General features: G+C 68.7%; 15 protein-coding genes. 3 read left to right on the top strand and 12 right to left on the bottom strand.

Going from position 1 to position 13033, the window contains the following annotated elements:
* The first annotated feature begins 73 nt into the window (after window positions 1-73).
* Window positions 74-1156 carry an alkene reductase gene (locus tag Q0579_RS09350; protein ID WP_298811630.1) on the top strand — a complete coding sequence of 361 codons (1083 nt, stop codon included), beginning with the start codon at window positions 74-76 and terminating at the stop codon, window positions 1154-1156.
* Between the two features lie 36 nt (window positions 1157-1192).
* On the opposite strand, the gene Q0579_RS09345 is transcribed toward Q0579_RS09350, so the two are convergent.
* From Q0579_RS09345 to Q0579_RS09305, 9 genes are all read right to left on the bottom strand, one after another.
* Entirely contained in the window at window positions 1193-1690 is a 498-nt protein-coding gene (locus Q0579_RS09345; RefSeq protein ID WP_298811628.1) for a hypothetical protein, read from the bottom strand.
* Between the two features lie 7 nt (window positions 1691-1697).
* The gene (gene ribH / locus Q0579_RS09340) at window positions 1698-2117 is read right to left on the bottom strand and encodes a 6,7-dimethyl-8-ribityllumazine synthase (RefSeq protein WP_298811625.1); all 420 of its coding nucleotides are present in this window, start codon (window positions 2115-2117) and stop codon (window positions 1698-1700) included.
* Between the two features lie 20 nt (window positions 2118-2137).
* The gene (gene ribB / locus Q0579_RS09335; protein ID WP_298811622.1) at window positions 2138-3268 is read right to left on the bottom strand and encodes a 3,4-dihydroxy-2-butanone-4-phosphate synthase; all 1131 of its coding nucleotides are present in this window, start codon (window positions 3266-3268) and stop codon (window positions 2138-2140) included.
* The gene (locus Q0579_RS09330) at window positions 3258-3875 is read right to left on the bottom strand and encodes a riboflavin synthase (protein WP_298811620.1); all 618 of its coding nucleotides are present in this window, start codon (window positions 3873-3875) and stop codon (window positions 3258-3260) included. The genes ribB and Q0579_RS09330 overlap by 11 nt, the downstream gene beginning before the upstream one ends.
* An 8-nt stretch (window positions 3876-3883) precedes the next feature.
* Window positions 3884-4819 (bottom strand): bifunctional diaminohydroxyphosphoribosylaminopyrimidine deaminase/5-amino-6-(5-phosphoribosylamino)uracil reductase RibD, encoded by a 936-nt coding sequence (gene ribD, locus Q0579_RS09325; RefSeq protein WP_298811888.1) that lies wholly within the window; start codon window positions 4817-4819, stop codon window positions 3884-3886.
* 40 nt (window positions 4820-4859) lie between these two features.
* Window positions 4860-5207 (bottom strand): hypothetical protein, encoded by a 348-nt coding sequence (locus Q0579_RS09320; RefSeq protein WP_298811617.1) that lies wholly within the window; start codon window positions 5205-5207, stop codon window positions 4860-4862.
* A 57-nt stretch (window positions 5208-5264) separates the two neighbouring features.
* Complete coding sequence (locus Q0579_RS09315) at window positions 5265-6614, bottom strand: glutamate--tRNA ligase (protein ID WP_298811615.1); 1350 nt, start codon at window positions 6612-6614, stop codon at window positions 5265-5267.
* Window positions 6615-6654: 40 nt separating this feature from the next.
* A complete protein-coding gene (locus Q0579_RS09310) occupies window positions 6655-7545 on the bottom strand; it encodes a zinc ribbon domain-containing protein (protein WP_298811612.1) in 891 nt (296 codons plus the stop codon).
* A gap of 89 nt (window positions 7546-7634) precedes the next feature.
* Window positions 7635-9083, bottom strand: coding sequence for a S41 family peptidase (locus tag Q0579_RS09305; protein ID WP_298811610.1), 1449 nt, complete (start codon window positions 9081-9083; stop codon window positions 7635-7637).
* A gap of 153 nt (window positions 9084-9236) precedes the next feature.
* Between Q0579_RS09305 and Q0579_RS09300 the strand changes: the two genes are divergently transcribed.
* Window positions 9237-9587: a hypothetical protein gene (locus Q0579_RS09300; RefSeq protein WP_298811607.1), complete on the top strand. Its 351-nt coding sequence runs from the start codon at window positions 9237-9239 to the stop codon at window positions 9585-9587.
* A gap of 5 nt (window positions 9588-9592) precedes the next feature.
* On the opposite strand, the gene Q0579_RS09295 is transcribed toward Q0579_RS09300, so the two are convergent.
* The 3 genes from Q0579_RS09295 to Q0579_RS09285 all read right to left on the bottom strand — a co-directional run bounded on the left by Q0579_RS09295 (window position 9593) and on the right by Q0579_RS09285 (window position 12131).
* Entirely contained in the window at window positions 9593-10006 is a 414-nt protein-coding gene (locus Q0579_RS09295) for a DUF1810 domain-containing protein (RefSeq protein ID WP_298811605.1), read from the bottom strand.
* Between the two features lie 422 nt (window positions 10007-10428).
* Window positions 10429-11427 carry a diguanylate cyclase gene (locus Q0579_RS09290; RefSeq protein WP_298811601.1) on the bottom strand — a complete coding sequence of 333 codons (999 nt, stop codon included), beginning with the start codon at window positions 11425-11427 and terminating at the stop codon, window positions 10429-10431.
* 164 nt (window positions 11428-11591) lie between these two features.
* The gene (locus tag Q0579_RS09285) at window positions 11592-12131 is read right to left on the bottom strand and encodes a peroxiredoxin (protein ID WP_298811599.1); all 540 of its coding nucleotides are present in this window, start codon (window positions 12129-12131) and stop codon (window positions 11592-11594) included.
* A 64-nt stretch (window positions 12132-12195) separates the two neighbouring features.
* Between Q0579_RS09285 and Q0579_RS09280 the strand changes: the two genes are divergently transcribed.
* Window positions 12196-13020 carry an inositol monophosphatase family protein gene (locus tag Q0579_RS09280; RefSeq protein WP_298811598.1) on the top strand — a complete coding sequence of 275 codons (825 nt, stop codon included), beginning with the start codon at window positions 12196-12198 and terminating at the stop codon, window positions 13018-13020.
* The last annotated feature ends 13 nt before the right edge of the window (window positions 13021-13033 follow it).

Genomic DNA, 13033 nt, shown 5'->3' with positions numbered 1-13033 from the left:
TCTGGTGCATGGCGCCCCTTAGCGTCCTATGTGTGCGGCGTCAGGTAGCTGAATGAAACGGAAAGGCCATCGAATGCCCAGCCTGTTCGACCCCATCACACTCGGCGCGATCGACGCGCCCAATCGCATCCTCATGGCGCCGCTGACCCGCTCGCGCGCGACCAAGGACCATGTGCCGACCGATCTGATGATCGAATATTACCGCCAGCGCGCGTCCGCCGGCCTCATCATCTCGGAAGCGACGGGGATCAGCCGGCAGGGGCTCGGCTGGCCGAGCACGCCGGGGCTGTGGCGCAACGAGCAGGTCGAGGCGTGGAAGCCGGTGACCGCGGCGGTGCACGAGGCGGGCGGGCGCATCGTTGCGCAGCTCTGGCACATGGGTCGGCTCGCGCGTCCCGACGTGACCGGCATCCAGTCGGTGTCGTCCTCGACCAAGCGCGCGCCTTATCACGATCCCGATCCCGCGAAGAACCCGTACGACACGCCGCGCGCACTGTCGGTGGATGAGATCCGCACCACCATCGACGATTACGGCACCGCCGCGCGCAACGCGATCGCCGCCGGATTCGACGGCGTGCAGATCCACGGCGCCAACGGCTATCTGATCGACCAATTTCTGCGCGACAACACCAACGACCGCACCGACGAATACGGCGGCAGCCCTGAGAACCGCATCCGCCTGATGCGCGAAGTGACCGAGCGCGTGATCGCCGAGGTCGGCGCCGGCCGTACCTCGATCCGCCTGTCACCCAACGGCGAGACGCAGGGCGCGGACGACAGCAACCCTGAGGCGGTGTTCGTTCCCGCGGCCAAGGCGCTGAACGATCTGGGCATCGGCTTCCTCGAATTGCGCGAGGTCGGCGCCGAGGGGACGTTCGGCACCACCGACGTGCCCAAGCTCAGCCCGAAGATCCGCGAGGTCTTCACCGGGCCGCTGGTGCTCAACCAGGATTACACGCAGGAAGCCGGGCAGGCCGATCTGGATTCGGGCGTCGCCGACGCGATCGCCTGGGGCCGGTTGTGGATCGCCAACCCCGATCTGGTCGAGCGTTTCCGCAGCGGGGCCGGCTTCAACAAGCCCAATCCGAAGACCTTCTACACGTCGGGACCCGAAGGATACGTCGACTATCCCGCATTGGAGCGCGCGGACGCGTAACCATGCCGCCCCGCCGCACATGCGCGGCGGGGCACTTCACGCCGGATCGGCGTAGCGATCGATCAGCGACGTGACGGCGGCGCGCAGCCGCACGCGCACCTTGGGATTGAACGCGACCGCGGCGAGCCCGAACAGCAGCGGGAAGCTCGACCAGGCTAGCATCAGCAGCAGCGCGGGCGTTACGATCAGCACGAGCAGTATCGCGAACGCCGTCCAGCGCAGCATCGTCGCGCGCGCCGGGTCGAGCGTGACCGTACGCGGTGCGCGATCGTCGTAGAAAGCGCGGGTCGTGAAGCTGACCGTGCCGTCGAAGCGCGTCGCGCGAGGCAATCCGCCGGGCTTTCTCGCGATGGGTGTGCAGCCGTCGACGATCCGATCGAGCAGGAGCGGCCGCTCGTCGCGGCGCACGCGCCCGGCTGAGGCAGCCGGGGTCGCGCGCGATCCCTCACCGACCGCCCGCCCCGTCGCGCTGTCGATCACCTCCAGCCGCCGCCCACGCTCCACGACGCGGAAGCGGGTGGGCGGCATGTCCATGTGGCGGTCAGCCGAGCCGCGACTTGAGGTCGAACATGGCGAGTGCCGCCTTGGCGGCAGCACCGCCCTTGTCGAGCTGCGCCGGGTCGGCGCGGACGATCGCCTGCTGCTCGTTTTCGGTGGTGAGGATGCCGTTGCCGATCGGAATACCATCCATCGTCAGTGCCATGATCCCGCGCGCGCTCTCGTTCGAGACGATCTCGAAATGATAGGTCTCGCCGCGGATCACGACACCCAAGCCTACGAACCCGTCGTAGCGCCCCGTCTCCGCTGCCAGCGCGATCGCGCCGGGCACCTCGAGCGCGCCGGGCACGGTCACGACCTCGCAGCTATGGCCTGCTGCCTTGAGCGCGGCCTCGGCGCCCGCGACCAGCATATCGTTCAGGTGATCGTAGAACCGCGCCTCGACGATGAGGAAATGCGCCATGCTGGTAAACTCCGGGAGGATCAGTCGATCTTGCGCTCGCCGACGATCGACAGGCCGTAGCCGTCCAAGCCGACCAGCGTGTGGTGCGTGTTGGTGAGGAGCACCATGTCGTGGACGCCGAGTTCGGCGAGGATCATCGCGCCGACGCCGTAATCGCGCAATTCCTCCATCTCGACCTCGACCGGCTCGCCGACCTTCATCTTGACCGCGGTGGTGAAGGCGTCGGCGCGGTGACGGTTGATGACGATGATGACACCTGCACCTTCCTCGGCGATCAGCTCCATCGAGCGCGACAGGAGGCGCGAGCGGTCGCTGTCCTCGCCGAACATGTCGGCGAAGGGTGAGAGCGCGTGCATGCGGACCAGCGTCGGCTTGGCCGGGTCGACGCGGCCTTTCACCAGCGCAATCTGCTCGGTCCCCGTCGCCTTGTTGCGATACGCGCGGACGGTCCAGTCGCCGCCCCAGCGGCTCTTGAACGGTGCCTCCGACGCCAGCTCGACCAAGTGGTCATGGCGGCGGCGATAGGCGATCAGGTCGCGGATCGTGCCGATCTTGAGGTTGTGGAGCTGCGCGAACGACACGAGGTCGTCCATCCGCGCCATCGTCCCATCCTCGTTCATGATCTCGCAGATCACGCCCGAGGGGTTGAGGCCAGCCAGTCGCGACACGTCGACCGCCGCCTCGGTATGCCCTGCGCGCACCAGCACGCCGCCGTCGCGCGCGACCAGCGGGAAGACGTGGCCGGGCGTCACGATGTCGGTCTTGTCCTTGGTCGCGTCGATCGCGACCGCGACGGTGCGCGCGCGGTCCGCGGCCGAGATGCCGGTCGTCACGCCCTCGCGCGCCTCGATCGAGACGGTGAAGGCGGTTTCGTGCCGCGTGCCATTGTTGCGGCTCATCAATTCGAGCCCGAGCGTCTCGACGCGTGCCTTGGTCATCGCCAGGCAGATCAGCCCGCGGCCGTGGCGCGCCATGAAGTTGATCTTCTCGGGCGTCGCCATCTGCGCCGGGATGACGAGGTCGCCCTCGTTCTCGCGGTCCTCGTCGTCCACCAGGATGAACATGCGCCCGTTGCGCGCTTCGTCGATGATCTCTTCGGGCGAGGAGAGATAACCGTGCCGCAGACGGGCGAGTTCGGGATTAGCGGCCACGGTAATGCTCCATCCGTTGGAGATAGCGGGCGAGGACGTCGATCTCGATGTTGACCGATTGCCCGGGCGCGAGGCGGCCGAGCGTCGTCACCGCCTGCGTGTGCGGGATAAGGTTGATCGTGAAGGTGGAGCCGTTGTCCGCGTCCTCGACCGTGTTGACCGTCAGCGACACGCCATCGACCGTCACCGACCCCTTGGGCGCGAGGAACGGCGCGAGCTCGGCGGGCACGCGGATGCTGATGCGGCGCGAGTCACCGTCGGGCGTGACCTCGGTCACCTCGGCGATACTGTCGACGTGGCCGGTCACGATATGCCCGCCCAGCTCGTCGCCCAGCTTCATCGCGCGTTCGAGGTTGAGCGCGGCGCCTTCCTGCCACTGTCCTTCGGCAGTGCGGCTGATTGTCTCACCCGAGACATCGACCGCGAACCAGTGACGGCCGTCGTGCTGGCCCTTGTCGACCACGGTCAGGCACACCCCCGAGCAGGCGATCGACGCGCCCAGGTCGACGGTGTCGGTGTCAAAGGCGGTCGCGATGTGGAGGCGCGTGTCGCCGGCGCGCTCCACGCGCTCGACCGTGCCGATGTCGGAGATGATCCCGGTGAACATATGCCCTCTCAGCCGCGCTCGTAGACCTCGACGCGGTCGCTGCCAAGCGCGCGCGCGTCGTGAAGCCGCCAGCGTCCGTGCGCGTCGCTGAGGTCGGCGAGACCGATGTCAGGCAGAGTCCGCCCCCCGCCGACGATGATCGGCGCGCGGTAGATCAGCAGCCGGTCGACCAGATCGTCAGCGACAAAGGCGGCGGCGGTGCGCGCGCCACCCTCGACCAGCAGGTGATCGCCCGCGAGGCCGGCGATCTCGGCGGGACGCGCGATCGTCCGCACGCCGGGGATCGGCTGTGACGACAGCACGACCCGCTCGGGCGCACGGTGTTCGAGGCCGGAGAGGCGCACGTCGAGCCGCGGGCGGTCCGCCTCCCACGTGCCGCGCCCTACCAGGATCGCCTCGTGCCGCGCGCGCTCCACGTGGGCGTGCACGCGTGCCTGCGCGCCGGTGATCCACTGGCTGCGCCCGTCCGCCATCGCGGCGGCACCGTCGAGCGACAGCGCGAGCTTGAGTGTCACGAACGGGCGCGAACGGGCGCGACGGGTGAGGAACCCCGCCATAACACGCGCCGCCTCGGTCTCGCGTATGCCGACCTCGACCGTGATCCCGGCGGCACGCAGCCGCGCGATTCCCTGGCCGTCAGTGCGCGGATCGGGGTCGCAGTGCGCGATAACAACGCGCGCGACGCCGGCGGCGATCAGCAGATCGCTGCACGCGGGTCCACGCGGCGACACATGCGCGCACGGCTCCAGCGTCACGTAAGCGGTCGCGCCCGCAGCACGCGCGCCCGCCTGCTCCAGCGCCATCGCCTCCGCGTGCGGACGCCCGCCCGGCTGAGTCCAGCCACGCCCAACCACCATGCCGTCGGCGACGATCACGCAACCGACATTGGGATTGGGCGCGGTCATCCCACGCGTCCGTTCGGCGAGCGCGAGTGCTACGCCCATCCGGCGCGCGTCGTCGGCGGACGGGCGGATCACGTGTCGGTCAGATGCCGAGGCGATTCATCGCGTCGTCGACCTTCTTGAACGATTGCCGCATCTTCTCCTCGCGCGCGGCCTGCTTGGCCTTGGCGGCGTCGATAGCCGGCTGGTCGAGCTTCTGTTGCGCGATGATCTCCGCGTCGGTGCGGTCGAGGCGATATTGCTGCACGTAGATGATGTTCGGCCTGTACTCCTTCTCGAAGTACGAATCGTGCGCGAATGCCCAGACCAGCACGCTGGTGATCGTCACCGCGAGCACCAGAAACCACAATTCATACGGCTGCCGCTGCGCGAGAAAGAAGCGAAGGTCGCGGTAGGCGCGCACCGGAGACATGCGGCTGAAAAATTGCATGGAACCGATATAGGATGCGGGCATGACGCGTGCGAGTCCCGCCTCACCCGCGCCCACTCAGCCTGCTGCCGCCGCCTCCAGCCGCTCGACACTGCGCGCTTGCCCGATCAGCGGCAGCAGCGCCGCCATGTCGGGGCCGTGGTCGCGCCCGGTCAGCGCACGGCGCAGCGGCAGGAACAGCGCCTTGCCCTTGCGCCCGGTCTGCGCCTTCAACGCATTGGTCAACGCGTGCCAAGGGTCACCCGCCCAGTCGATCGCACGCGCCGCGGCGGCGGCCTGTGCGAGGTAATCGGCGTCTTCGCCCGCCGGCACCGGCGGGATCGGCCCCTCGACGACGTGCCACCAGTCGGCGGCCTCGGCGACGGTGTGGAGGTTGGGGCGCACCGCCTCCCAGCCGCCCTTGTCCATGCCCGCGGGCAGGCGACCCGCGACCGCGTCGTAATCGAGCTGATGGACGACGCGCGCGTTGACCTGCGCGAGCTCCGCCTCGTCGAAGCGCGCCGGTGCGCGGCCGAAATGCGCGAAGTCGAACGCGGCGACCAGCGGCGCGGGGTCGACCATCGGCTCGACCGGATCGCTGGTGCCTAGCCGCGCGAGCAGCGAGACGATCGCGGCGGGCTCGATCCCGCTCTCGCGCAGCTCGTCCATGCCGAGCGCGCCCAATCGCTTGGACAATTTGCCCTCGCTGCCGGTCAGCAGCGCCTCGTGCGCGAAGCGCGGGTGCGCCGCCCCCATGGCGTCGAACATCTGGAGCTGCAGCGCGGTGTTCGACACATGGTCCTCGCCGCGCACGACATGGGTCACGCCCATGTCCACGTCGTCGATTGCGCTCGGCAGCAGGTAGAGCCACGACCCGTCGGCGCGACGGATTACGGGGTCGCTCAACTGAGCGGGGTCGAACGACTGCGGCCCGCGGATGAGGTCGTCCCAGGTGATCGGCGCGGCATGATCGAGCCGGAAGCGCCAGTGCGGGCGCGTGCCCTCCGCTTCGAAGCGCGCGTGATCCTCGGCCGTCAGCGCCAGCGCGGCGCGGTCGTACACCGGCGGCAAGCCCCGCCCCCGCGCGATCTTGCGCTTGAGATCGAGCTCCTGCGCGCTTTCGTACGCCGGATAGATGCGCCCGGCGCTGCGCAGTTCCTCGAACACCGCCAAGTAGCGATCAAAGCGCGCCGACTGCCGCTCCTCGCGGTCGGGGTGGAGCCCGAGCCAGGCGAGGTCGGCGCGGATCGCGTCGACGAACCGTTCTTCGCTGCGCGCGGCATCGGTGTCGTCGATGCGCAGGATGAAGTGCCCGCCATGCTTCTTCGCCCACATCCAATTGTGCAGCGCCGCGCGCACGTTGCCGACGTGGAGCAGGCCGGTCGGCGAGGGGGCGAAACGGGTGACGACGGGCGGGTGAGCGGTCATCGCGCCGCCCTAGGCGAGCGCAGCCACGCGCTCAACCGCGTCAGATGCGGCAACCGACCAGGATCGTGGTCGCGGCCTGACGCCGCACGGCCGCGCAGCGCAGCCGCACGACGGATCCGCGCCCCAACAGGTCGATCGCGTCGCCTTGTCCCCGCGACAGATCGGCAACGACGATCCCGCCGCGCTGATATCCCTCCAGGCTGAGCGCGGGTGGCGAATTGGAGAGAAGCCCGATCACGGTGCCGCGCACAGTCACGGGGCCGGGAAATTCGGCGAACGCGCGCTCGGGATCGTCGGCGAAGGCGGCGTCGATCGCCGCTGCCGGGATCGCCGCCTCGCCATTCGGATCGAGCGACGCGGGCGAGCCGATCTCGTCGCCGGTCTGCGCCAGTTCGGGCGTGGGCGTATCGGACGGGGTCGGCGTCGGCTCGGGCGTCGGCGCAGCCGCAACCTCGGTCGGCTCGGCGCTGGGCTCGTCGGCGGGTGCGCTCGTGTTCGCGCCCACCTCGGCGACCGGGCGTGCGCCCTCGCGCTGCTGCCAGAACACAATTGCGAGCACGGCGACCGCGATCAGCGCCAGGATCACGAGCAGGCGCGTGCCGGTGCTGCCATGCTCCTCCTCGTCCTCCTCATCTTCGTCAGCGCTCGCGGCGCGGCGATCGTCGAGGCGGCGATCGTCCGCGGTCGCGCGGAACGCGGGCCGCGGATCGGGACCGAAATGCAGCCCCTCTGCCGGCAGTTCGTGATCGTGCGCGGGGACACGCGGCGCCGGAGGCTCGCTCGTCTGACGGCGGTCGTCGCGCGCGTATTCGGGATCAGCAGGCACAACGGCGTCGGCAGGCAGATCGTGTGCGACGACGGGCGCGCCGCAGCGCGGGCAGAAGCGCGCGGCGTCGGGCAGGCGCGCGCCGCATTGGGTACAGAATGCCATCGCTCGCCTCCTCGTCGCGCGCCGTTCGCCCCTGCGACTAGCCCAGGCGCGCGGTCACGAACAGTAGGCGTCCGCCGGTCCGCGAGGCGTCAGAACAGCCCCGGCGTTTCACGCTGCGCGGTGGAGGGGCGTTCGGGGCTGAGCAACTGGCGCGATTGCGCGAACGGCGTCGCGGTGCGCTCCAGCGAGGCGGTGGCGCCGATCCGCGTGCAGCCGCGTCCTTCGATGAAGTCGAGCGCGGCACGCGTCGATGCCTCGCGCGGGTCGCCGAGCGGATAAGTCGAATCGTCCACCGCCTGGCACGACGCCTCCACCTTGGTCGCGAGCCCGTCGTAATAGTCGCCCTGTCGCGCGGCATTCTGCAACGCGAAGGCGATCACGCGCAGCCGGTCGTCGCACTGCGACTTGTCGAGCGCGATCTGCCCCACTGGCTTGCCGTAGGTGTTGCTGCCGACCAGCGCGACATTGGCGTGGAGGTAGGGGATCATCGCATTGATGACATATTCGCTCGCCGAGGCGGTGCCGCCCGTGCCGATGAAGGCGATCTTGGTCGGGGTGATCGTCTGCGGCTGTTGCGCGAAGAAGGTCGTTTCGTTGTTCGACGATTTCGACGCGCGAAACGTGGTAAAGCTCTGCACGTCGCTCGTCGAGCGTCCGCCGCCGAGCAGGTTGGTGAACAATTCGGCGATCGAGATCAGCCCGCCGCCGTTGTAGCGCAGATCGACGATGACGTTGGTGACCCCGGCGTCGCGGAACTGCTGAAACGCGCTGCGCAGGCCTGGGTCGGCGGTGTTGATAAAGGTACGCAGGTTGACGTAGCCGACGCGAACGCCGTTGTCGGTGATGATCTTCGCCCCATAACGCGACGACACCGGCGTCAGCGTATAATCCGCCTTGGTCAGCGTGACGTTGCGGGTGCCCGACGCGTCGTTGACGCGCAGCACGCGCGTCGTGCCCGCAGTGTCGGGGCCGAGCGCATTGACCACGCCCTGCGATCCCGACGCGGCGATGATGTCGCTGACGGTGCGCAGATTGTCCGCGCTCGTCCCGATCGCGACGATCTCGGTCCCGCGGTCGAGCCCGGCGTTGAGCGCGGGCGCACCCTCGAACGCTTCGATGATGCCGACGCGGCGGTTGGTGGTGTCATAGCCCAACCGGATGCCGAACCCGCCGCTGGTCGTGCCCGAGTTGTAATAGGCATTCTCGCTCGAGATCGAGGTGAGATAGGTGAAATAGCGGTCCTTGCGCTGCGCGCGCGCGGTCGCGGTCAGCGCGTCGATATAATCGTCGACGGTGGAATAACCCGACGGGTCGAGCGAGGCGGGCAGCGTTTCGGGGAACAGATACCAATCGTTCAACTGCGCGAAGGCCCAGTTCTGCCGCTCACGCAGCGAACAGCCCGCTGCGGCGGTGGTGGGGGTCGGCGTCGGGCTTGCGCTGGTGCTACCGCCCGCCCCCGTGCCGCCGCCATCACCACCGCCGCACGACGCGAGCATCGCCGCGCCCGCCAGCAAACCGGAAAAACGCCCGCACCGCATCGCCACGCTCCACCTCTCAAATTATTTCACGGGTGTAGCGCGGGAAAAAGATGCCGTCATTCCCGAAGTTTGCGCACCACGGGCTTACATGGATCAGTTGATCAGGGCCGTTCCGGCTCGTCGCTGGCGGGTGGCGCGCGTATAATCCCGCCCATGACGATCCGCCGATTCGCCTTCGTGGCCGCCGCCCTGCTCGCCGCCTGCAACCAGACGACGCCGAGCACCGTCAATGCGACCGATCCTGCGGTCGCAAACAGCGGCGAGAGCGCCGGCAACACCGCGGATGCGATCGCGTCGTTGAACGATGCGCAGCGTAATGCCGTGCTGTTCCGCGCCATCCGCGACGGCAACGAGGCTTGTCAGGAGATCACCGCCGCGACCGCGACCCAGTCGCTCGACAACAAGCCCGCGTGGCTCGTCACCTGCGACAAGCGGCAACAATATACGGTCGTGCTGCGCGACAATGCGGTCGCGCTGGTAACGCCGGTTACGACGCAGCGCTGACGCGCTCAGCGCCCGATCAGCCGCAGCGTCGCCGGATCGGGCGCGGGAAAGAAGCTGGAGAGCGCCTGCGCGACGATCGTGGGCGCGCCGGCGGCGTCGAACAAGGTCAGCGACGAGCGTAGCTTGAGCGCGTCGACCCCGCCCATGATCGATTCGGCGCTGCGCTCGGTGTGGGGCAGCAGCGCGGCGGTACATGCGACGTAGCGCGGCCCGAGCAGCGGATGCGCCAGATAGGTGCGCGCTTGGTCGAGATCGGCGATGGCATAGAAGATCGCGGTGGGGCTGCGGCCCAGTCCGGCGATCTGCGGAAAGATAAACCACATCCAGTGGCTGCGCTTGTTGCCGGCGGTCAGCTCGGCAAGGGCGGTGTCGTAGCTGTCGGCCTGCGCGGCGACGAAGCGGTCAAGGACATCGGGCATCGCGGACTCAACGCGGTTGCGACCCGCCGGGTGCCGCGATCAGGCGATCGCGGCACCTGCGTCGATCCACAGCAGCAGCGCGGTGGTGGCGAAGCCGGCGAGGCCGAGGGCAATCGGGTGCGCGGCACGGGGTAAGCGGAACATCGTGCACCTCACGCGATCGGCGAGACGGGAACGGCGGCACCGATCATCAGCGCGGCGACCGAGAAAGCGGCGACGAGCGCGAATGCCTGGCGACCGAGTGCGTCGAAGGTGCGGATCATGGTGGTAACTCCTGCTGGTCGATCGGCCGATCCGATCGATGTCCGGAGGTTTGCATCCCGCGTGCCAAACCGAAGAATGTAGCGTTTCTCAGGCTTTAGCGGGTTGCCGCTGTGCCGGTTGGCGCAGCGTCCCGAAATCGTGCAGTGAAATGCGCCAGATTATGGCGCGACGACCGTGTGCCCGCGTCCGGCCTGCTTCGCGGCGTAGAGCGCGCGGTCGGCACGCTCCATCAGCGCGGTCAGCGTCTCGCCCGCGAAGCCGCGCGCCACGCCGGCGGAGAAGTTGATCGTGCCGATCGGTCGATCGGTGTCGCGGTCGCGCAGGCGGCGCGCGGTGATGGCGTCGCGCGCCGCCTCGATCCGTTCCAGTACCGCGGCCTCGTCGTCGCCCTCGAACAGCAGCGCGAACTCCTCGCCGCCGTAGCGCGCGACGGTGCAGGCGACCTCGCGTTCGAGCAATTGCGCCACCAGCTTGAGCACGCGGTCGCCGACGACGTGGCCGAAGCCATCGTTGACGCGCTTGAAATGATCGATGTCGCAGATCGCCAGCGCGACCGCCTTGTCGGATGAAAGCGCCGCGAAATGCTCGTCGAAGGCACGACGATTGAGCAATTCGGTCAACGGATCGGTTTGCGCGCTGGTGCGCGCTTCTTCCAGTGCGGCACGCAATTCCGCCGTTTCGCTCTTTGCCTGCTCCAGCCGCGTCTCGGCCTGGTGGACGCGCTCGATCATCGCCGCAGTCAGGTGCGAGATGCGTTCCACGCTCGCGTCTGAACCCCCGCTGCGGATCGCTGCGGCGGTTTCGGCGAGGTCGCGGCCGAAATGATTGGTGTCGTCGTGGATCGACTGGAGCGTGTCGCTGAACCCCGCGATCTGTTCCAGCGTGCGCGTGACCAGCACGTCGTCGCGGCTCGGTTCGGCCGGCACGGGGCGAGACACGGACGCAGCAGGTCGCGGCATCAGCGGAGCGCCGCTCGGCACGCCACCCAGCCGCGCCACGTCCGCGCCTGAAAGCCGCACGCCGTCGCTGGTCAGTTCGCGTACCTCGACCGCGCGCGCGCCTTGCGGGTTGCAGATCACGTCATAGGCGAAGGCGTAATTGGCGGGCTCGGGGCTGAGCGCGTGGTCGGCCAGGAATGCGCCCACAGCTGCGAACAAGCCCTTCGGCTCCTCCGCCGCGCGCACGTTCCTGAACCTTGTCGCCACGTCACCCCCGAGCCGCATCATGTCCCGACCGGCCAATTAGGACAGAAGGGCTAACATCCGGTGTCCGCGGATGCGTCTTTCCTTACGAATGTTTCGTGAACGACGCTTTGAACGACTCAGCGCGTACCGAGCCGCTTCACCGCGGCGAGCGTCATCTGGACGTGCTCGGCCGGGTTCATGTCCGAATGGACGAAGGCGATGCGGCCGTCGCGGCCGATGACGTAGCTGGTGCGGCTGGTGACGTTTCGTCCCTTGACCGCCTGGCCAAGCGCCACGTCATAGCCCGCGATCACGCGCGGGCCCGCGCTCGCCACCGCGAACTTGCCCGCGCATTCGCTCGACGAGAATTTCTGCAGGGTCGCGACGTCGTCCGCCGACATGCCGATCACGCGCGCGCCGGCCGCCTCGAACTGCGGCACGGCTTCGGCAAAGGCGCGCGCTTCCGCGTTGCAGCCGCCGGTGAAGGCGGCGGGGAAGAAATACAGCACCACGGGCCCGCGGCGCAGTTCCTTTGCCAGATCAACCGAGATCACCTTGCCCGCCATCGCGCCGCGCGTGGTGAAGGTCGGCGCCTTTGCCCCCGTCGCCAGCGTGGCGGCGGCGGGAAGCGCGGCAATGGCGGCAACAGCGGCGAGCATGGTGGCAAGGATGCGCATGGATGAAATCTCCTGTTCCCGGCCATTCTAGCGTTCGCGCGCGCACCGCGATAGGCACCACCGCATGCCCGTACGCCCCGCCGACATCCAGCTCGCCCACCGCCTCGCCGATGCTGCAGGCGCGGTGATCCGCCCGTATTTCCGCACCCCCGCCGGCGTGCGGCTGAAGGAGGACAAGTCGCCCGTCACGCTCGCCGATACCGAGGCGGAAGCGGCGATGCGCCGCATCCTCGATGCCGAACGGTCGGGCGACGGCATCGTCGGGGAAGAATATGGCGAGAAGCCGGGGGTCACCGGGCGGCAGTGGGTGCTCGATCCGATCGACGGCACGCGCAGCTTCACCGCCGGTCGCGCGATCTTCGGCACGCTGATCGCGCTGGTGGAGGACGGCTGGCCCGTGCTCGGCATCATCGACCAGCCGATTCAGCGCGAGCGCTGGATCGGGGTAGCCGGCCGCACGACCGAGCTGAACGGCACGCCGGCACGCACCCGCGCACGCGCTGCGCTGGGAGGAGCGACGATCGCGACGACCAGCCCGCACCTGTTCGCCGACGGAGACGTGCCGCATTACCTGTCGCTTGTCGCGGCGGTGAGCGGTGGCGCGGCGCGGCAGGGACCCGTTTATGGCGGCGATTGCTATAACTACGGCCTGCTCGCCTCGGGCCACCTTGATCTGGTGTGCGAATCCGGGCTGCAGCTCTACGATTTCGCCGCGCTGGTGCCGGTGGTCGAGGGTGCGGGCGGGCGGATGTGCGACTGGAACGGCGATCCGCTGACCGCGGGAAGCGCGGGCCACGTGCTCGCGATCGGCGACCCTGCACGCACCGACGATGTGCTGGAAGCGCTGCACAACGCCGCGCACGATCATGATCATGCGCATGACCACTGACGTGGGGTGAGGC

This window comes from uncultured Sphingomonas sp. (assembly GCF_936927845.1).
In the GTDB taxonomy this organism is placed as follows: Bacteria; Pseudomonadota; Alphaproteobacteria; order Sphingomonadales; family Sphingomonadaceae; genus Sphingomonas.
The sequence above is the reverse complement of the archived record's forward strand: the minus strand, read 5'-3'. Positions and strand labels throughout refer to the sequence as shown.